General features: G+C 52.5%; 12 protein-coding genes. 8 read left to right on the forward strand and 4 right to left on the reverse strand.

Annotated features, from left to right (window positions below; genetic code table 11):
* Positions 1-10 precede the first annotated feature (10 nt).
* Complete coding sequence (locus tag J3P35_RS07215) at positions 11-757, forward strand: DUF4197 domain-containing protein (protein WP_210463654.1); 747 nt, start codon at positions 11-13, stop codon at positions 755-757.
* A gap of 384 nt (positions 758-1141) precedes the next feature.
* Positions 1142-2422 carry an erythromycin esterase family protein gene (locus J3P35_RS07220; protein ID WP_210463655.1) on the forward strand — a complete coding sequence of 427 codons (1281 nt, stop codon included), beginning with the start codon at positions 1142-1144 and terminating at the stop codon, positions 2420-2422.
* A gap of 437 nt (positions 2423-2859) precedes the next feature.
* Here J3P35_RS07220 and J3P35_RS07225 read toward each other — a convergent pair whose 3' ends face one another.
* The 4 genes from J3P35_RS07225 to lpxD are packed head-to-tail and all read right to left on the reverse strand — an operon-like array spanning position 2860 to position 6727.
* Entirely contained in the window at positions 2860-3501 is a 642-nt protein-coding gene (locus J3P35_RS07225) for an ABC transporter ATP-binding protein (protein WP_210463656.1), read from the reverse strand.
* Positions 3491-4282, reverse strand: a complete 792-nt coding sequence (lpxA, locus tag J3P35_RS07230) for an acyl-ACP--UDP-N-acetylglucosamine O-acyltransferase (protein ID WP_149089109.1) — start codon at positions 4280-4282, stop codon at positions 3491-3493. Before lpxA ends, J3P35_RS07225 begins: the two co-directional genes overlap by 11 nt.
* Positions 4279-5673 (reverse strand): bifunctional UDP-3-O-[3-hydroxymyristoyl] N-acetylglucosamine deacetylase/3-hydroxyacyl-ACP dehydratase, encoded by a 1395-nt coding sequence (locus J3P35_RS07235; protein ID WP_210463657.1) that lies wholly within the window; start codon positions 5671-5673, stop codon positions 4279-4281. Before J3P35_RS07235 ends, lpxA begins: the two co-directional genes overlap by 4 nt.
* 31 nt (positions 5674-5704) lie before the next feature.
* The gene (gene lpxD / locus J3P35_RS07240) at positions 5705-6727 is read right to left on the reverse strand and encodes a UDP-3-O-(3-hydroxymyristoyl)glucosamine N-acyltransferase (protein WP_210463658.1); all 1023 of its coding nucleotides are present in this window, start codon (positions 6725-6727) and stop codon (positions 5705-5707) included.
* Between lpxD and J3P35_RS07245 the strand changes: the two genes are divergently transcribed.
* The 6 genes from J3P35_RS07245 to J3P35_RS07270 all read left to right on the forward strand — a co-directional run bounded on the left by J3P35_RS07245 (position 6717) and on the right by J3P35_RS07270 (position 20804).
* Complete coding sequence (locus J3P35_RS07245) at positions 6717-7016, forward strand: hypothetical protein (protein WP_210463659.1); 300 nt, start codon at positions 6717-6719, stop codon at positions 7014-7016. The two genes, lpxD and J3P35_RS07245, sit on opposite strands and share 11 nt — an antisense overlap.
* A gap of 403 nt (positions 7017-7419) precedes the next feature.
* Entirely contained in the window at positions 7420-11595 is a 4176-nt protein-coding gene (locus tag J3P35_RS07250) for a hybrid sensor histidine kinase/response regulator transcription factor (RefSeq protein WP_210463660.1), read from the forward strand.
* A gap of 642 nt (positions 11596-12237) precedes the next feature.
* Positions 12238-15093, forward strand: a complete 2856-nt coding sequence (locus J3P35_RS07255) for a TIM-barrel domain-containing protein (RefSeq protein ID WP_210463661.1) — start codon at positions 12238-12240, stop codon at positions 15091-15093.
* 46 nt (positions 15094-15139) lie between these two features.
* Positions 15140-18214 (forward strand): SusC/RagA family TonB-linked outer membrane protein, encoded by a 3075-nt coding sequence (locus tag J3P35_RS07260; protein WP_210463662.1) that lies wholly within the window; start codon positions 15140-15142, stop codon positions 18212-18214.
* 19 nt (positions 18215-18233) lie between these two features.
* On the forward strand, positions 18234-19826 hold the full coding sequence (locus tag J3P35_RS07265; protein WP_210463663.1) for a RagB/SusD family nutrient uptake outer membrane protein: 1593 nt from the start codon (positions 18234-18236) through the stop codon (positions 19824-19826).
* A 120-nt stretch (positions 19827-19946) separates the two neighbouring features.
* Positions 19947-20804 carry a hypothetical protein gene (locus J3P35_RS07270; RefSeq protein WP_210463664.1) on the forward strand — a complete coding sequence of 286 codons (858 nt, stop codon included), beginning with the start codon at positions 19947-19949 and terminating at the stop codon, positions 20802-20804.
* The last annotated feature ends 120 nt before the right edge of the window (positions 20805-20924 follow it).

Consider the following 20924-nt stretch of genomic DNA (forward strand, 5'->3'; position numbering starts at 1 on the left):
GTACGCACGTATGAAGAAACTTGTCTCCCCGTTATTTGTTTTGGGTAGCTTCATTTTAATCGGATTGACTTCCTGCACTACCGCGCAGATTGAGCAGGCCCTAGGCACTGTGGCGCAGCAGACCGGACAAACAACTCAGTCTGGAGCACTAACCCAATCTGAGGTGGCCTCGGGCCTGAAGCAGGCGCTCTCGCAAGGCATTAACAAAGGTGCTACGCAGGCTTCCCAAACCGATGGTTTCTATAAAAACAGCCTCATCAGGATTCCTTTTCCGCCGGATGTGCAGCGCGTGGAGAACACCCTCCGCACTTTAGGTTTAGGTTCTGAGGTGGATAAATTCGTGCTGACCCTGAACCGGGGCGCCGAGGATGCTGCCAAAAGCGCCGCCCCTATTTTCCTCAACGCCATCAAGCAACTTACCTTCAGCGATGTTTGGAACATCCTGCGCGGCGAGAAAGACGCGGCCACCCAGTATTTGAAGCGCACCACCACGAGTCAACTGACCTCCGCTTTCAGCCCAATCATGCGCAACTCGCTGGACAAGGTGAACGCCACCAAATACTACTCTGAATTGGTGAACCGCTACAATAAGATCCCGCTGGTGAAGAAAGCCGATCCTAACCTGGAGTCTTATGCCACCCAGAAAGCCATTGATGGTCTGTTTACCCTGGTAGCCCAGGAAGAAGCCAACATCAGAGAAAACCCTATCGCCCGTACTACTGAGCTCCTTAAAAGGGTATTCGGGTCAAGACAATAATTTGTAATAAACCGGTAGAAAAGGGAAGCTGTGCAAAACATGGCTTCCTTTTTTTGTGCCTTTTACCTAAAGAAAGTCAATAACTTAAACTTAGCTAAAAGCCCAGGCTAGTATCCTGTTTAGGAGGGTAGTTAATAAGTTTTAAATCGGTAAAAGGTTGGTGGTGAGTTCGCTATAAGTTAGTCCTGCCTTTGGGATATTTTGAAATAATGACACAATCCAAAGCTTTCGCTTAGAAAGGCCGCAGTAATTAGGTTATTCTAAGAATGGAAATTGGCATCTACTTTCCTTTCTACCTTTTTCTGAAAAAATAGGCTAAAAACGGGTAAACTTTCCCAACGCATGAGGGGTAAAAGGCAGGGAGTTCATTTTCCCCTATTATCCATGACTTATTCAAAACTGCCGTACCACCGGCTGGAGAACAAAGCTGATCTAGATATTCTGCTGGACGATATTGGTGATGCCCGCATTGTAATGCTGGGAGAGGCCTCGCACGGCACCTCTGAGTATTACGCCTGGCGCACCGCTATTTCCAAGCGTCTCATAGAGGAGAAAGGCTTCACCTTCATCGCAGTGGAAGGCGACTGGCCAGACTGCTACCAGATAAACAAGTTCATCAGAGGTTACTGCAAACCCGGCACCAAGGTGTCTGACGTGCTCAAGCATTTCAACCGCTGGCCAACCTGGATGTGGGGTAACTGGGAAGTGGCGGCTCTGGTAGAATGGCTCAAAGAGAACAACGACCGGCCCAATACCACTAAGGTAGGTTTTTATGGTCTTGACGTGTACAGCCTCTGGGACTCTCTGAACCAGATCATGAAATACCTGGAGAAGAAGGATGGCCACGCCGTGAAAGCAGCCAAGGAGGCCTTCAAATGCTTCGAGCCCTACAGCTCAGACCCGCAGGAGTACGCCCGGGCCGTGGCCTACGTCTCAGAAGACTGCGAAGACGAGGTGCTTTCCATGCTGCAGGAACTGGGCAAACGCGAAAGAGGTGAACCCTCCAACGCAGAAGCTGTTTTCGATGCTGAGCAGAACGCGCTGGTGGCCGTGAACGCCGAGCGGTACTACAAAGCCATGGTTCGCGGCGGCGGCAATTCATGGAATGTGCGCGACAACCACATGATGGAGACCCTCAACCGCCTGCTTGAATTCCACGGACCCGATTCCAAGGCGATTATCTGGGAACACAACACCCACATAGGCGATGCCCGCTTCACCGATATGGCCCGCGCCGGCATGGTGAACATCGGCCAACTGGCCCGCGAGCAGTACGGCCGCGAGAACGTGTACCTGGCTGGTTTCGGGTCTTATGAAGGCTCCGTGATTGCCGGTGATTCCTGGGGCGCGCCCATGAAAAAGATGGAAGTGCCGCCCGCGCGCAAAGGCTCCTGGGAAGACTGGCTGCATAACCTTGGCGCCACTGACAAACTTTTACTTTCCAGGGAACTGCGCGAGATAACCGAAGTGCGCCAGCAACTAGATCACCGGGCCATTGGCGTGGTATATGACCCCAACCGCGAGAAGTACGGCAACTACGTACCCACCATCATCCCGGAGCGCTATGATGCCTTCCTGTACCTGGATGAGACCGAGGCGCTTCGGCCCTTCATCGTCAAAACCAAAGAGAAAGAGCCACCAGAAATGTACCCGGCCAACGAATAAACATATATGCCATTTCTCTGTTGTAAAACAGAATCTGCGCCATCTTACTACATATATGGGAAAGCCACCGCTTGGGTGGCTTTTTTCATTTCAGGCGTTTGAAGGCTGGTTTTAAGAAAAGAGGCTGAAAGTGGATGTTGTGTAGCGGCAGTCCCTTGTGGTTGCCCTTGCGGTAGCAGGAGCATGATGGTTCTTGATGTGCTTTCGTCATCCCCCTACCCCCTTCAAAGGGGGACGAAATGCGTGCTTGTTTCCTTTGTTTGATGGGCTTGGTAATCTGCTGTTGAAAGGCCTTTGCCGTTGTTGGTGTTATCACCAACAACCAAAATTTAGATGGAATGCGAAAGGGCAATCACAAGAGATTGCCCCTACATTCACCTATCGTGGCCTGTTTTGGTGCCACTTTTTCCAAACAGCCCCTAAACGCCTCGGGCGAGTTACCCTCTTTTCCGTTCCGGGGCTTTGTAGTGGTATTCGTTGATGGGCAGTTGTTCGTCGCAGAAACTGTATTCGTGGGGTACGTTGGAGCCGATGATGACCAGGCGGTTCTGGCGGTTGCGGGCCAGGTGTTCCAGGTACCAGGCTACGCCAGCTTGGTCCAGGTTGGTGGTGGGCTCGTCCAGTAATAGGAGCGGGGTGTCTGAGTACAAGGCAAGGCCCAGTTTCAGGCGTTGTCGCATGCCCGAGGAGAAATCCCGTACTAATTTGTGTTTGGCGGCCTGGAGTTGCAGCAGATCGGGGAGCTGCTGGGGCGTGATGCCGCGCAGTTGTTTGAAACGGGTATGGAAATGGATCATCTCCTCCAGCGTGAATTCCTCCAGCAGATCCTGGTAAGGGGCCGCCATGGAAAGATAGCGGTACAGATCCTCCACTGGTATGGCTTTGCCGCCTATCTCATAAAAAACGGAACCCTCTGTAGGTAGCTGGTACCCACTCAGGATAGAAAGCAAAGTGGATTTCCCGGATCCATTGTGCCCCAGTACGGCATACGCCTTACCCAAGACAAACTCATAGGACAGATTCCGGAAAATCCACTCGTAATTATAGCGCTTGCCTAAAGAGGAAAGCTTAATCTGCATCTCTCTGGTAACCTTTGATAATGCCCCGGCCAGAGTTGCGCACAAAGTTCACAATCTCATCACGCTCTGTGCTGGGCGCTAAGTCAATCTCAATCTTCTCCACCGCAGAGGCCGTGTTCAAGCCACTCATGAAGAGGATGCGGTAAATCTGCTGGATGTCGTTGATTTGCTCGTTTGAGAAGCCTCTGCGGCGCAGGCCAATAGAGTTCACGCCCGCATAGGACAACGGCTCACGCGCGGCCTTGATGAACGGAGGCACGTCTTTGCGCACCAAAGATCCGCCGGACACCATGGCATGCGCCCCGATGCTCACAAACTGGTGTACCGCCGAGGTGCCACCAATAAACACGTGGTCATGGATCACAATGTGGCCGGCCAACTGCACGCCGTTGGCCACAATCACGTTGTTGCCGATGATGCAGTCATGCGCCACGTGCACGTACGCCATAATGAGGCAATTGGAGCCAATAGCGGTGGTGTTCTTGTCCAGCGCGGTGCCCCGATTCAAAGTCACGCACTCTCTGATGATGGTATTGTCCCCAATGGAGACGGTAGAGGGCTCTCCTTTGTATTTGAGGTCCTGCGGTGGGGCAGAGATCACCGCACCCGGGAAAATCTGACAGTTCTTCCCTATGCGCGCACCTTCCATAATGGTCACATTGGGGCCAATCCAGGTGCCTTCGCCAATCTCCACGTTTTTAGAGATGGTGGTAAAAGGCTCCACCACAACGTTGGTGGCGATTTTGGCTTCTGGGTGGATGTAAGCTAGTGGCTGGTTCATGCGTCTTTTCTTACGATACTTGCTAACATCTCGGCCTCCATCACCAGTTGGCCGGCCACGTAGGCCTGACCCTGCATTCTGGCAATGCCGCGTTTAATAGGCGCCAACAGTTCGCATTTAAAAATAATGGTATCTCCGGGTACTACTTTGCGGCGGAAACGGCATTTGTCCACGCCCATGAAGTAGGTCCAGTAGTTCTCTGGATCCGGAACGGTGCTGAGTACATAAATCCCGCCAGTCTGGGCCATGGCCTCAATCAGGATTACGCCCGGCATCACCGGATTGCCCGGAAAGTGACCCTGGAAGAAGGACTCGTTCATGGTCACGTTCTTCACGCCAGTCACGGTGGTTTCATCCAAGTGGATGATCTTGTCAATAAGGATGAAAGGGTAACGGTGCGGCAACGTCTGCGTGATGCGGTTAATGTCCATCACCGGCGTTTTCTTAGGATCGTACACCGGCACGTTCTTCACAGACGTTTCCTTGATGTATTTCTTGATCTTCTTCGCAAACGCCACGTTAGACGCGTGCCCCGGCCGGGCCGCCAAGATCTGGCCTTTCAACGGACGACCCACCAGCGCCAGGTCACCAATCAAATCCAGCAGTTTATGGCGGGCGGGCTCGTTTTTATAGCGCAGGTCTACGTTATTGAGAATTCCTTCCTTCTTCACGGCCACTTTGGGCTTTTTAAGAAGGTCAGACAAATAGTCTAGTTCGTTTTCTTCCACCACGCGGTCTACCACCACAATGGCGTTGCTCAGGTCTCCGCCTTTGATCAGGTTCTGCTTGAAGAGCATTTCCAGCTCGTGCAGGAAGCAGAAGGTACGGCAAGAGGCAATCTCATCTTTGAACTGACGAAGGTCAGTGAGAGAGGCGTGCTGAGAACCCAGAACCGGCGAGTGGTAATCTACCATCACCGTTACGCGGTAATCGTCAAGGGGAAGAATGGCGATCTCGGTCTCGCGGGAACCGTCGCGGAACATAATCTCCTCCGGCACCTCAAAGAAGTTACGCAGGGCGTTCTGCTCCTCCAGGCCTACTTCCAGCAATGGTTTCACAAAAAGGATAGAGGAACCATCCATGATGGGAGGCTCAGGGCCGTCAATCTGGATGAGGACGTTGTCAATCTCCAGGCCCACCAAAGCGGCTAAAACGTGCTCCACTGTATTTACCCGGGCGCCGTTCTGTTCAATGGTAGTTCCGCGGGAGAGGTCCACCACGTTGTCTACATCGGCGTCTACAATAGGTTGTTCTGGCAAATCAATGCGCTGGAATTTATACCCGTGATTGATGGGAGCGGGCAAAAACGTCATGTTTGACACCACTCCTGTATGCAATCCAATCCCGGATACCGTTACCGGCGCCTTTATGGTATGCTGTTTATCGTTCATGAAGCACTAAATAGGTAAAGAGGGGCTAAAGTTAAAGCTTTTCTCTGAGTTCCTCTACCTGTTTCTGTAACTCGGGGAGTTTCCGGAAAACGGCCATGGCCCTAAGATTTTGTTTATAGTCAAAGGCGGGCGCTCCCTGCACGAAAGTCCCTTCTTCTTTTATGTTTTTAGAGATACCGGATTTGGCTCCTACAATGGTTCTGTCTGCAATACTGATATGGCCTACCACGCCCACCTGACCGGCAATAGTACAATAGTTACCCACCTTGGAGGAGCCGGCAAAAGCCGTCTGCGCAGCCACCACCGTATGGCGCCCGATCTCCACGTTATGGGCCACCTGCACCAGGTTGTCTATCTTGGTGCCGGTCCTGATGATGGTGGAACCCATGGTGGCGCAGTCTACCGTAGTGTTAGCGCCAATGCGCACGTGGTCTTCCAGCACCACGTTCCCTATCTGCGGGATGGCTTTATAGGAACCGTCTTTCTGCGGCGCAAAACCAAACCCGTCGCTGCCGATGACGGCACCCGCATGGATGGTGCAGGATGCCCCAATCACGCAGTCGGCATAGATCTTGGCCCCGGGGAACAACACGGTGTTGTCCCCGATGGTGACATTGTCGCCAATATACACGTGCGGGTAGATGTGTACTCCCGTCCCGATTTTGCAATTCTTGCCTATGTAGGAAAATGCGCCGCGGTAATGCCGCTCTCCGATGCTGGAGTTCTCGCCTATGAAGCAGGGTTCTTCCACGCCGGTACGGGCGGCGGCCACTGCCTGTTGGTACACTTCCAAAAGGGTGGAGAAGGAAGAGTAAGGATCATCCACCAAAATAAGGTTGGCAGAAACAGGTTGTTTGATCTCCAAGGTTTTGGCCACTATCACGGCCGTGGCGCCTGTTGAGTACAGATAGTGCTCATACTTGGCGTTGGACAGAAAAGAAAGAGAGCCCGGGGTGCCTTCTTCAATCTTCGCCAGGCGGTTTACCGTGGCGTTACCGTCTCCGTGCACCTGGCCCTGGAGTAAATCAGCAATCTGTTGTACCGTGAATTCCATAGGGGCAAAGTTAAGGAAACAATTTTTAAACGAAGACACCTTCACCGTATTGGACAGCCCAAGGCCCAACCGTGAACTTTTTAGATTAGTACAAAAATCATGCTCAGGTAACCTACAAAGGCTTAAATCTGTTTTGAAACAGTTTTCTGAAAAACAGGGCCAATACGCCACTGCCTTTAAAGAACTACCTGCGCGGAGAAGTAGCAGAAAGAAGGAACGAGCTTTTTTAGTAGGCGATGGGCTTGATGATGAACAATGGGCTGCATTGGGTTTTAAGCCAAGTTTTTAGAAAACAGCCCAGAATTTATCTAAGCAACCTGCAAAGGTGCGGGCTCATTTTTCTGCCCAAATGATTCAGACCCAGGTCTTGGTTGGTTTGCTGCGGGTTCTTCTCAAAGAAAGTCTATTTTACTTTGTTGCGTTTTTGGTAAAGAGGGGCAATAGAAGTGGGTGGTTACTGGGTCTTTGGAAGGAATTCCTTTAAAAATTTATTAAAAATCTTATCTTGCAAGAGCTTTGAGAAGTGTTGGGTGGCTGTTCCTTCCAAAGGAAAGCCGCTCCGGAAAGGGTGAAAATCAGGCGACGGTCAAAAGCGTGGAAGGATTACTAGGAGAAGGCAGGTTCAGATGCTCTTTTCTGTAGCAGGCTGGTTTACAAAGGGAAGGGGTGTTCCCACAGGTGAAGTTTAAAGTATGTCAATACGTTTTCTTTTACATATTGCCTTTGCCTTAGCTTTACTGGCCAACGTTGAACCCGTGTTCGCTAACCAAGCCGATCAACGTAGGTTCCTGCATCTGGATGTGAACAACGGGCTATCCCATAACCAGGTCAACTGTTTCCTGAAAGACAGCCAGGGCTACATCTGGACTGGGACCTCGGCCGGACTCAATCGCTTTGACGGTTACGGAGTCAAAGTTTTCCGCCACAACTCCCGGTCTGCCGCCTCACTCAGAGACAACAGCATCAGCAAACTCTTTGAAGACCCTGAAGGCAACATCTGGGTTTCCTCCCAGAAAGGGTTGACAGTGTACCATCCGCGGGAAGACCGCTTCCAAAGAAATTATGCTCCGCTGCTGAAAAAGTATGCGCTGCCGCAGGCGCCGGTAGAAGACATTGTGCAGGACAAAGCCGGTAACTTCTGGTTTCTGCAGACCGGCCACGGACTCACCAGGTACAACCCTAAAACCAAGGTCTCCACCTCGGTTCCCCTGGCGCAGGCCAGGCCGGTTGCAGGGAATACCCGCCTGATAGATGCCATTGCTTTCACGCCGCAGGGCGATCTCTGGATTCTGCACACCTCAGGCCTGCTGGAGAAACGGAACGGGAAAACCCTGGACTTGGAGGCCGTGGAAAAAGGCTTGAAGGAACGGTTCAAGGGCCAGGCCATGAATTACGGCATGACCATAGACCGTGCCGGTGACCTGTGGCTCTATTCCCTTTCAGAGAGCATCGGGGCTTTGCTGTACCGGCCTGCCACCAAGGCCTTTAGCCAGTTCCATGAAAACGCTCCTCAGTTAAAGCTCAATTCCAACCTGGTGCGCGGCATCGTGGAGAACGAAGATGGCAACCTTTGGCTCGCCACGGACCACGGCGGCATCAACATCGTGGATAAAAAAGACTTTTCGGTTCGATTTGTCCAAAACTGCCCCGAAATAGAAAACAGCCTCTCGCACAACAGCCTTATCTCCATTTACAAAGACCGCGAGGGCATTATCTGGCTGGGCACTTACAAAAAGGGCGTCAACTACTACCATAAAAACCTCCTCCGGTTTCAGCACCACCAGCACCAGATTCTGGTGAAAGGCAGTCTACCCTATGATGACATTAACCGGTTTGTGGAAGACCCCCAGGGCAACCTCTGGATAGGCACCAACGGCGGTGGCCTCTTGTACTGGAACCGCAGCACAAACCAGTATACCCGTTTCCAGCACAACCCGAAGGACCCCAGCAGCCTCAGCAGCAATGTGGTGGTGAGCCTTCTGCTGGACAAAGACCAGAACCTGTGGGTGGGCACGTACTTGGGCGGCCTCAATAAGTTTGACGGGCAGAAATTCACCCGCTTCAGACACAACGCCCAGGACCCATTCAGCCTGGGGCATGACAATGTCTGGGAATTGTTCCAGGACAGCCAAAACCGCATCTGGGTAGGCTCCTTGCGCGGCGGTCTGCAACAGCTGGATCCCGGCACCGGCAGATTCTATCCCTACCATAGGGCTCCCGGCCAGCCGGGCATTGACGCCCTTTACGTGGCTGCTATCGCCCAGGACCAGAAAGGCCGCCTCTGGGTAGGCGGAGATATTGGGGTGGAGGTTTTGGACCTGAATTCTAAAAAATTGCTCAAATACCAGAATGACCCCAAAAACCCGAAAAGCCTGAGCAGTAACGCCGTGCTCAGCATTTTTCAGGACAGCCGTCAGCAGATGTGGGTGGGTACCAACGAAGGCCTGAACCTTTTCAATCCCAAAACCAATTCTTTCCGCCTGTTCACCAAAGAAAACGGGCTACCGGACAACATCATCCTCAACATCTTAGAAGACCAAAATCGCCATCTCTGGATCAGTACGCCCAATGGTATTTCAAAACTGGAGATATCTGGCCGGCAGGCGGCTGATCTGTCCTTTGTGGTGCGCAACTTTGATGAGTCTGACGGGTTACAGGGCAAGGTCTTCAACGAGAACGCCGCTTTCCTCACCCGCAAGGGCGAAGTCGTTTTCGGCGGGCCCAACGGGTTCAACCTCTTCCAGCCTCAGGAACTCACTACAAATAAAGTCATCCCTAACATCGTCTTCACCGATTTTCAGCTGTTCAGCAAGAGCCTGAAAGTGGGCGAGGAGGTAGGCGGCAGCGTCATTCTGCCCCAGGCCTTGTCTGATGGAACCCAGATCACGCTCCAGCACGACCAGAACATGTTCACCGTGGAGTTTGCTGCGCTCAATTTCTTCCACTCAGAGAAAAACAAGTACCAGTACAAACTGGTAGGCTTTGACAAAGAGTGGCACACCACCGATGGGAACAACCGACGCATCACCTACACCAACTTAGACCCCGGTGAGTACCAGTTAATGGTGAAGGCCGCCAACAATGACGGCATCTGGAACAAAAAAGGCATCGGTCTTGACATAGAGGTGCAGGTGCCGTTCTGGCGCTCAGATGTGGCCTACGTTTGCTATTTCCTGTTTGCTTTTCTGGGCCTGATGGTGGTGCGCCGGGTGGAGAAACAGAAAGCGAACCAGAAATATGAGCTGGACCGGGAGCGGCGCGAGGTAAAGCACATGCGCGAGTTGCACCTCATGAAAATCAAGTTCTTCACCAACATCAGCCATGAGCTGCGCACGCCGCTCACCTTGATCTTGGCACCATTGGAGAAACTGTTGGCCGGCTCGCAGGATGAACAGCAAACGCGGCAGTTCCAGATGATCAATCGTAACGCCAAGCGCCTGCTGTACCTGGTGAACCAACTGCTGGATTTCCGCAAACTGGAAGTGGAGGAGGTGGCCTTTGCGCCCTCGCATGGCAACATTGTCAAGTTTATCAAGGAGGCAGTGTATTCCTTCACAGATTTGTCTGAGAAAAACCACGTGCACCTGTCTTTTGAAAGCAGCATCCAGGAACTGCAGGCCTCTTTTGACATGGACAAACTGGGCAAGATCCTGTTCAACCTGCTCTCCAACGCCTTCAAGTTCACCCCGGAAAACGGAAACATTAAAGTAGAGGTGAATTGCCATGAGAACGATTCAGATTCGGCCGGTCTGCACCTGCTGGAGATCAAGGTTTCAGATACAGGCATAGGCATTTCCAAAGAAAACCAGGAGAAGATCTTTGACCGCTTCTTCCGGGAAGACGTGCCTGATAACCTCATGAACCAGGGTAGCGGCATAGGCTTGTCCATCACCCGCGATTTCGTGAAGATCCACGGGGGTATGATCCAGGTGCAGAGTGAACCGGGCCAGGGTAGTTGTTTCACCGTTACCCTACCTATCAAAGTCACCGGTTCTATTGTGGAGGGTTCAGACGCAGACCTGCCGGAAGAAGTGCAACCGGTTCAGGAAGCCAAACCCGAGGCGCCGAAACGCACCACAGAAGACGCGCCGGAAAATGAGCTGGTAGTATTGCTGGTAGAGGACAGCGAGGACTTCAGAACTTACCTTAAAGAAAGCCTGAGCGCCCACTTCACCGTGCTGGAGGCCAAAAACGGCAAAGAAGGTTGGCAGAAAGCTTTGTCCAGTCTTCCAGACCTGATTGTGAGCGACCTTATGATGCCCGAGCTGAACGGCATAGACTTCTGCAAGAAGATCAAGGCAGACGCCCGCACCTCGCACATCCCCTTCATCTTGCTCACTGCCCAAACTGCCGAGGAACAGAAGCTCAAAGGCCTGGGTATCGGCGCGAACGATTACATCACCAAGCCTTTCAATTTTGAGTTGCTGCTGTCACGGATGACCAACCTCATTTCGCAGTGCCAGTTGATGCAGAAAGCCTACGGGAAAAAGATCAGCGTGCAGACCAGCGCCATTGACATTGTCTCCCTGGACGATAAGCTTATCCAGAAAGCCATCAAAGTGGTAGAAGAGAACATTGACTGCCCTGAATTCTCGGTGGAGCTTATGGCCCGGGAACTGGGTATGAGTCGGGTTTACCTCTACAAAAAGATTGTGGCGCTCACGGGCCAGTCGCCGGTTGAGTTTATCCGGAAGATCAGGCTGGAGCGCGCGGCCCAGCTACTGGAAAGAAGCCAGCTCACCGTGGCTGAGGTGGCCTACGCGGTGGGTTTCAACAATCCCCGTTACTTTTCCAAGTACTTCAAGGAGGCCTACCATATGCTGCCCTCCGTCTACGCCGAGAGTAAACAGTCCCATCCCATCGCATAGGTTTTCCTTTTTAGCCAAAGTTCTACTTCTGGCTTTTGCTACAACCTAGCATCTCCAGAAATGCTGGTTCCTGTTTGGGCGTCATTTCTAAAAAGAAGCTCTTAAACGTTGTTCCCGCCAAAAACCTATTCACCACCCCGCCCTTCGGGCATCCCTCCTAAACCAGGAGGGGAGTTGTAAGCTACCAAAGCCGTCTACTCAAAAGACCTCGCAGCGTCCGGAGGTCCTGCGAGCGTCTGTGCCAATCCCAGCTATGCCAGCTTCTGGCGGTTCTAACCTTCTTTCCCAAAAACGGCTCCAAAACAGGAGCCAGATTTTTCGTCGTCTTCAGGTAGACGACACTGCTTTAAAGAATCCCTTCCTCTTTATCGCCTCTTTTTCTGAAAACAAGCCCAAACCTGCCACTTCAAGGAGCAACTGTAGGGTTTGTTAACATTTTGTAAAAATAAACCTGCATTTAAACGTTAAAAATGCAGTTTTTTCATTTGTTAACGGATGCAACATAGATAGGAAACATTTGATACATATGCCCTCCTGGGGCCTTCCTTACCTTCATCCTGTTAATTTCTGAGCCCTTTGAGACCGCCAACTAAAGGCGAGTTGGCGCCAGAAAATCACACCTTAACCTTTACCATTTATCTAATGAAGCTTAGAAACACGCTTTGTTTTGCCCTCGTCTCTACGCTGTTTTCCTTTAAGGAGCCGGCGGTGAAAAACTACCAGAAGCTGGCCGATGGGGTGCTTGTGAAGCTGGAACAGAAATCCAGCGGTGATCCGCAGTACGTGCAGTTACGGGTGGTGGCAGACAACATTGTGCAGGTGCAGGCCACGCCCGAGGAGAAGTTCTCCCCGGATCCCAGTCTCATGGTACTGGAAAACAAAAACGTGAAAACCGATTGGCAATTCCAGGAGAAAGGCAAAACGCTGGTGCTGAACACCAAAGACCTGCGGGTGGAAGTTGGCGCCGAGACCGGGGCGGTGACTTTCTTCGATAGAAACGGCAAGGTGCTGCTGCAGGAAAGCAACCAGGGGCAGCAGGCTTTCGCGCCGGTGAAACTGGATAACGAGCAGAGCTATCGGTTGAAGAAAGCCTTCACCGTGGACAAAGACGAAGCCTTCTACGGTCTGGGTCAGCACCAGACTGGCCTAATGAACTATCGCGGCTGGCAGATAGACTTGACACAGTACAACTCGGTGGCCGTGGTGCCGTTCTCGGTATCCAGCAAAAACTACGGCATTTTGTGGGACAACAACTCCATCACAAAATTCGGGGATGTGCGGCCTTACCAGCAGCTTTCCAAGCTGAAGCTTTACGGCAAAGACCAGAAAGCCGGCGGCCTCACCGCAACCTACGCTTTTGATAAAAAGACCGGGAAAGCGCCCATCGTGCGGCAGGAGTCTGAGATCAACTACGAGTTCCTGGAAGACCAGAACAAGTACCCAGCCGGTTACACGCTGGAGGGCGGCCTCATGACCTGGGAAGGTTTTATTGAGAGCGATGCCACCGGCGATCACCGCTTTGAGATGCCTTCCAGTGGCTACGTGAAGGTTTGGGTAGACAACAAACTGCTCCTGGACCGCTGGCGCGAAGCCTGGAACCCGGGCATGTCGGTGTTCAAGGCGCCACTGCAGAAGGGCAAGAAACACGCTTTCAAGATTGAGTGGAACCCAGACGGAAATGTTTCTTACCTGGCGCTGCGCTACCTCACGCCGCAATCGGCGGAAGATTTGAACAAGATCGGTTTCTCCTCTGAGGCCGGAAATAAAATGGCCTACTATTTTGTGTATGGCAAGAACCTGGACGAGGTGGTGGGCGGTTACCGCGAGTTGACCGGCAAAGCGCAGGTGATGCCTAAATGGGCTATGGGCTTTTGGCAGAGCCGCGAGCGCTACAAAACCCAGCAGGAGCTGCTGGATGTGGTGAAAGAATTCCGCAAGCGGAAGATCGGTTTGGACAACATCGTGCAGGACTGGTCTTACTGGAAAGAAGACCAATGGGGCAGCCAGGAATTCGATAAAACCCGCTTCCCGGACCCGCAGGGCATGATCAACGAGGTTCATGCAAACAACGCCAAAATCATGATCTCCACCTGGCCAAAGTTCTACGAGGGCATTGAGGCCTACAAAATGTTCAATGACAAAGGCCTGCTCTACAAAACTAGCATCAACGAGCAGATCAGGGACTGGATAGGCAAAGGCTACGTGTCTACCTTCTATGATGCCTTCAACCCCGAGGGCCGCCGCATGTTCTGGAACCTGATTAATGAAAAGCTCTACAAAATGGGGATTGACGCCTGGTGGCAGGATGCCTCTGAGCCCGATATCCTTTCCAACTCCTCCATCGCGCACCGCAAGGCGCTCATGAACCCCACGTACCTGGGCTCGGCTGAGAAGTACTTCAACGCCTATGTGCTGCAACATAACAAAGGTATTTACGAAGGCCAGCGGGGCACCAACCCCAATGACCGTGTCTTCATCCTGACCCGCTCGGCCTTCGGAGGGTTGCAGCGCTACGGAGCCGCCACCTGGAGCGGCGATATCGCCGCCACCTTTGAGGAAATGGGCCGCCAGATTCCGGCCGGTCTTAACTTCTCCCTGTCTGGGCTGCCGTACTGGACCACTGATATTGGAGGGTTCTTCGTGGAAAACAAATATGACCGCGGACCCATGACCCCGCAGGCCCAGGAAGAGTGGCGCGAACTGCAGACCCGCTGGTACCAGTACGGTACCTTCACACCGCTTTACCGCTCTCATGGCCAGTACCCGTTCCGGGAGGTATACAACATTGCCCCCGAGGACCACAAGGCCTATCAGTCTATTGTGTACTACAACAAGCTGCGCTACCGCCTTTTGCCTTACATCTATTCGCTCACCGGGCAGGTGTACCATCAAAACTCCACCATCATGCGCCCCCTGGTGATGGACTTCGGTGGGGATAAAAACGTGCTCAACATCAGTGACCAGTTCATGTTCGGGCCTAGTCTGTTAGTGAATCCGGTGCATGAGGCCAAGGCCACGAGCCGCAAGTTGTACCTGCCTGCTAATACTGGTTGGTACAGCCTCTATGATGGAACTTACCAGAAGGGCGGTCAGCAGATCACGGCCGCAGCTCCTTATGAGCGCCTGCCACTGTTCGTGAAAGAAGGCTCTATTCTTCCTTTCGGGCCGGAAGTGCAATACACCACTGAAAAGCCCGCCGAGGTTATCACCCTTTATGTGTACGGCGGCAAAGACGCTTCTTTTGAGCTCTACGAAGACGAAAACACCAACTACAACTACGAGAAAGGCAAATTCGCCACCATTCCCATCACCTATAACGAGGCCTCTAAAACCCTGACCGTGGGCAAACGCCAGGGCGAGTTCAACGGCATGTTGCAGAAGCGCACTTTCAACGTGGTGTTGGTGCAACCCGCCAAAGCCAAAGCCCTCCAGTTTGACGGCAAAGCAGATGCCACCATCGCTTATACCGGCAATGCTACCTCGGTAAAACTGAGATAATCCTTACCTGATCCTATACCAAATTATTCACGTCATTCTTTTACCTATGAGAAAATACCTACTGCTTACCTGGTTGCTCTGTTTGTGCGGGGTAGCCTTCGCCCAACAAACCGTCAGGGGAAGAGTCACGTCCCAGGAAGACGGCGGGGCTGTGATTGGAGCCACCGTGAGTGTGAAAGGCAACGCCACCCTGGCCACAGGTACAGACGTGGAGGGAAACTTTCAGCTGAGTCTGCCCACCGGAAATGAAACCCTGGTAGTCACCTATATCGGGTTTGTCACGCAGGAGGTAGCCGTGAATGGCCGGCCGCAGGTGAACATTGTGTTAAAGACCGATGCCAAGGCCCTGGAAGAGGTAGTGGTAGTAGGTTACGGGGTGCAGCAGAAGAAACTGGTGACGGGCGCTACTGCCCAGGTAAAAGGGGATGACATCCAGAAGCAAAGCACCACAGATCCTCTGCAGGCCTTACAGGGGCAAGCCTCCGGGGTGCAGATTTCTTCCACTTCGGGGCAGCCCGGCGAAAGCATGCGCGTGGTGATCAGGGGGCTGGGTACCATTGGCAACGCCAGTCCATTGTATGTGGTGGATGGTGTTTTAACCGGTGATATCTCTTATTTGAACCCCGCCGATATCCAGTCCATAGACGTGTTGAAAGATGCGGCCTCCGCGGCGATTTACGGGTCGCAGGCAGCCAACGGGGTAGTCTTGATTACCACCAGAACCGGTAAAAAAGGGCAACCCGCCCAAATTACCTTTGACTCCTACACCGGGTTGCAGAACCTGGGCAGAAAGCAGGAGATGCTCAATTCACGCGAGTATGCCACCATCATGAACGAAGCCAACGTGAACTCTGGCAGACTGCCCGCCTTCACCAATGAGCAGATCGCGGCCATGGGAGAGGGTACCGACTGGATTGACCAGATCTTCGTGAAAGATGCCGTAACGCAGAACTACTCTTTAGGTGCCACCGGTGGTACAGACATGACTACTTTCTCTACCGCCTTGTCTTACACCGGGCAAGAAGGCATAGTAGGCGGCAAGAACCTGTCCAACTATGAGCGCTACAACTTCCGGTTTAACTCTGAGCACAGCTTCTACAAGGATATCCTCAAGTTTGGTGAGCATTTAACCTTTTCTTACATCAAGAGAAACGGCATCAGGGTAGGGAACCAGTACAACAACTCTCTGCGGGGTGCCTTCAATACCAGCCCTTTTGTTCCGGTGTATGATGCAGAAGGCAATTTCTTTGATAACAGCAACTCTACCTGGTTCAACGGGGAGGCCAACCCTTACGCACAGCTGGTGTATGACAACCAGAACCGCCGTAACAACCAGCGGCTGCTGGGCGATGTCTATCTGGTGTTGGAGCCCATCAAGAACCTGAGATTCAGAACCAGCTTTGGGATAGACTATAGCGCCAGTGAAAGCCGGTCCTTTACGCCCATCTACAAGTTGTCTATCTATGCGTTCAACAACAACTCACGGGTAAACCAATTCCAGGGCAAAGGCCAATCCCTTATCTGGGATAACCTCTTAACCTATAACTTCAACGTCAACACAAACCACAACTTTGAGGTGATGGCGGGTACTTCTGCTTTCAGAAGCGACGGAGCCCAGCTCTCCGGAGCCAACATCAACCTGGTGCTGAGTGACCTGGAACACGCCTACCTTACCAACGCTTCCAATACCGATGGCACAACCATAGACCTTACCGGTGAGCCCTGGGCCCAGGACAGAAGAATGTCTTACTTCGGGAGACTGAACTACAACTTTAAGGAAACCTACCTGATCAACGCTACCTTCCGGGCAGACGGCTCGGCCAGATTCGGGAGAAACAGACGGTGGGGATACTTCCCGTCCATCTCTGCCGGTTGGGTGGTAACGAATGAAACCTTCGCCGATGGGGCCGGAGATTGGCTGGATTACTTTAAACTGCGCGCCAGCTGGGGCCAGGTTGGTAGCCAGAACATTGATCCTTACCAGTTCGTGTCTTTGGTGACGTTTGCCAATACCAACTACATCTTCGGGGACAAAGAGGGCATTCTCACTCCCGGGGCCTATATCAGCAGATTGGGCAATGATGATGTGAAATGGGAAACCTCAGAGCAAACCAACATCGGGTTTGATGCCAACTTCCTGGCGGGCAAACTGAGTGTCAACTTTGACTGGTATGACAAGACCACCAAAGATTGGCTGATCAGGGCCCCTATTCTGGCTACCGCCGGGGCCGATGCTCCTTTCATCAACGGGGGGGACGTGAAAAACACCGGGGTGGAGTTAGCGCTGGCTTACAACAGTAACGTGGGCGACTTCAACTACAGCATTGGCGTAAACGGTGCCTACAACAAGAACCGCGTACGCGAAATCCCTACCAATGACCAGATCATCCACGGCGATCCCAACGTGTTGTTTGACAACTCCCTGGAGTTCTACAGAGCGCAGAACGGATACCCCATCGGCTACTTCTGGGGTTTGAAAACCGATGGCATTTTCCAGACCGAGGCAGACGTAGCCGCCTACAGAGGTGCGGAAGGCAACCTGATTCAGCCCACTGCCCAGCCAGGCGATGTGCGTTTCGTGGACCTGAACGGCGATGGTGTGATTGATAATGCAGACAGAACCCAGATCGGGAACCCGAACCCAGACTATACCTTCGGGATCAACCTGTCTGCCAATTACAAAGGCTTTGATTTCTCTTTGTTGGCATCAGGCGTGGCCGGAAACCAGTTGGTGCAGTCTTACCGCAACCAGGCCAGCCAGTATCCAAACTTTACCACGGCCATCCTGGACCGTTGGCACGGACCGGGCTCTTCCAACACCATGCCCCGCGTAACCACCGATAACAGAAACTGGGCTACTTTCTCAGACCTGTACATCCATGACGGCGATTTCCTGAGAATCAGCAACATTTCCCTGGGGTATGATTTCGGTAAACTGATCAATAAAAGCTATTTGCGCCAGGTGCGGGTGTATGCCTCCGTGCAGAATCTGTTCACTTTCACCAAGTATGAGGGAATGGATCCGGAGATTGGATACAGCAACGGCTTTGCCAGCGGGGTAGACTTGGGGTACTACCCACGCCCCAGAACTGTTTTGGTAGGCACAAATATTAAATTCTAATTCTAGGAGATTCATAGAAATGAAAAATATAAGCAAAGCAATTCTCTTGGCGGGCGTCTTATCCTTAGGTGCCTGTAAGGACAGTTTCCTGGAGGTTGACCCCATCACCAACGTAACGGATACAAACTACTACAGAACCCCGGAAGATGCTTTCAGGGCGTTGGTAGGCTGCTATGATGGCTTACAAATCATTTGGGCCGAAGGGATTAGTTTACCGGTGGCTTCTGAGGTAATGTCAGACAATGCCTTCGGGGGTACCGGGGCCTCAGACGGATTCGGGTACCAGATGCTGGATGAGTTTGACAGGGCCCGCTCTCCCGCAGATCAGAACCTGTTCGGAGCTAACTGGACCGCCTACTACAAAGCGGTTTTCCGGTGCAATACCCTGATCGGGAAAATGGACCAGATCAACTGGACCGGAAGCGAGCAACTGAGAACGGCCTATGAGGCAGAAGCCAGGTACCTGCGGGCTTTCCTGTACTTTGACATGGTGCGTCTGTGGGGAAACATCCCCTTGATCACCGCTCCCACCACCGAGAACGTGCCCCAGGCTTCCCCGGACGAGGTATATAAACTGATAGCCGAGGACCTGAAGTTTGCCGCCGAGAACCTGCCTGCTACGAATTATGCCGCGCAGGCGGTAGGTAACCGGGGCCGGGTAACCAAATGGGCCGCAGAGTCTCTCATTGGCCGGGTGTACCTGTATTATACCGGCTACTACGGTAAGTCGGATTTAGTGGGTACCGTTTCTCAGGCCCAGGCTTTGGCTTATCTGGAGGATGTGATTTCCAACAGCGGGCATGGCTTGGTAGAGAACTTCGCTAACCTGTGGCCGGCCGCGTCGGTGGCCAACTATGCCGGCGAAGACAATAAGGAAACGGTGTTTGCGGTGAAGTACACCTACACCAGTGACTACAACGGAAACACCGACGGTAACCACTGGATGGTGATGTTGGGCATGCGTGAGCAATTCAGCTACCCTTACGGAAATGGCTGGGGTGGCGGCACTGTGAACCCTAAACTCTGGACGGCTTACAGTACCAATGATACCCGTAAGGCGGCTTCCATTATCTCCATCGCAGATGAGAACATCGCATTTGTGAATCAAGGAAAACAGCGGGAGTACACCGGTTACTACAACAAGAAGTACAGCCCCATGGTAGACGAGCAAGGCAACAGCATACCCGTTGAAAATGGCGCGGTGAACTTCATGATCGGTCAGTTCCAGGACTATGTCGCCATCCGGTTTGCAGATGTGTTGTTGATGGCAGCTGAGTTGGGAAGCCCCAATGCCCAAAGCTATTTTGACCAGGTAAGAAGACGTGCCTACAAGGAGAACTTCACCCCAGTTGCTGTGTCAAAAGCGGCCATCATGGCAGAACGCCGGTTGGAGTTCGCCAACGAGGGAATCCGATACTGGGATCTGCTCCGCCAGGGCATAGATGTGGCAGCCAACGCGATTGCCGAGAGCACGACCTTGCTCAATGCCGGCTCTCCGGTTTCTAAGGTGATTGCGGCAAACAAAGTAAGGGAAACCCAGGGCTTGCAGCAGATTCCGTATACCCAGATCACCCTATCTAACGGAGTCTTGAAGCAAAATCCAGGTTGGTAATCGCATTGATGCAGGCAAAATAAAAAGGAAGCTTTGGGCCTGATTTTCCACAAACGTGCTCTAAACGAGACCAGAAATTCAGCCCCAAAAAGCTGCCTTAGACAATCAAAACTTATAAAGATGAAAAAGTTAAGAGCTATTTTCTCACTCATACTCCTGGGCATGTTTGGTGTAACTGCCTGTCAGGACGATGACCATGAACTGGGGGCGCTGCTTTCCCCCTCGGATATTTCCATTAAGGTAGTCCAGGATTTATCCCTTGACCCCGGTGGGAACACGGTTATCCTGATCAACGAAACCCCGGAGACCATTTCAATGTGGGATTACCAGACCGGTAGGTCTACCCGCACCATTGACACCGTTAGATACGCATTTGCGGGTGACTACACCATCAAGTTCTCGGCGGTGACCGGTGGGGGGATTGTGGAACTTCCGGCCAAAACCATAACGGTCACCCAGAACAACCTCAACTATGTGAATGACCCGCTGTGGACCGCCCTTTCCGGCGGACCGGGCAACGAGAAGACCTGGATTCTGGACATTGACGCCCACCACTTTGACGGTCCTTTGTACTTCTATGGCACAGACACCGGATGGGAGGGCGCATGTACCAAGGCCGGCGGGGACTGCTGGAACTGGAACCCAGACTACAAAGGCAATTCCTGGCTCATGCCGTACGGTGACTACGGCACCATCACCTTCAGCCTGAAAGGGGGCGCTACGGTGACGGCTAACCATCCTATGATCCCCGGCAAAGGCACCGAGACCGGTACTTACTTCCTGGATGCTGCCAAGAAGACCTTAACCCTAACCGGTGCTTCTATCCTGCATGATGCCGGCCGTGATGCCTGCGTAGCCGATTGGGGTAATATCAGATTGCTGACCCTGACCGAGAACTCCATGCAGTTGGCGGTGCTGCGCAAAAGCTCCTGCGAAGGACCTGCCTTGCTGGTGTATAACTTCGTGCCTAAAGAGTAGTACCTGAGAATATTTTAATTTATTGCCCCTTATTCCATTAAAAGGCAAAAAGCAGAATCGGTTGGTGGACATTTGTAAAGCTGGTGGTCGCTAGCCGATTCCTTTTAAACCATTTCACCT

This window comes from Rufibacter roseolus (genome assembly GCF_017916365.1).
Lineage (GTDB): Bacteria > Bacteroidota > Bacteroidia > Cytophagales > Hymenobacteraceae > Nibribacter > Nibribacter roseolus.

Bases quoted from the DNA above. Each gene is read 5' to 3' on its own strand.
- J3P35_RS07215 (WP_210463654.1), top strand. From the start codon at position 11: ATGAAGAAACTTGTCTCCCCGTTATTTGTTTTGGGTAGCTTCATTTTA.
- J3P35_RS07220 (WP_210463655.1), top strand. From the start codon at position 1,142: ATGACTTATTCAAAACTGCCGTACCACCGGCTGGAGAACAAAGCTGAT.
- J3P35_RS07225 (WP_210463656.1), bottom strand. From the start codon at position 3,501: ATGCAGATTAAGCTTTCCTCTTTAGGCAAGCGCTATAATTACGAGTGG.
- lpxA (WP_149089109.1), bottom strand. From the start codon at position 4,282: ATGAACCAGCCACTAGCTTACATCCACCCAGAAGCCAAAATCGCCACC.
- J3P35_RS07235 (WP_210463657.1), bottom strand. From the start codon at position 5,673: ATGAACGATAAACAGCATACCATAAAGGCGCCGGTAACGGTATCCGGG.
- lpxD (WP_210463658.1), bottom strand. From the start codon at position 6,727: ATGGAATTCACGGTACAACAGATTGCTGATTTACTCCAGGGCCAGGTG.
- J3P35_RS07250 (WP_210463660.1), top strand. From the start codon at position 7,420: ATGTCAATACGTTTTCTTTTACATATTGCCTTTGCCTTAGCTTTACTG.
- J3P35_RS07255 (WP_210463661.1), top strand. From the start codon at position 12,238: ATGAAGCTTAGAAACACGCTTTGTTTTGCCCTCGTCTCTACGCTGTTT.
- J3P35_RS07260 (WP_210463662.1), top strand. From the start codon at position 15,140: ATGAGAAAATACCTACTGCTTACCTGGTTGCTCTGTTTGTGCGGGGTA.
- J3P35_RS07265 (WP_210463663.1), top strand. From the start codon at position 18,234: ATGAAAAATATAAGCAAAGCAATTCTCTTGGCGGGCGTCTTATCCTTA.
- J3P35_RS07270 (WP_210463664.1), top strand. From the start codon at position 19,947: ATGAAAAAGTTAAGAGCTATTTTCTCACTCATACTCCTGGGCATGTTT.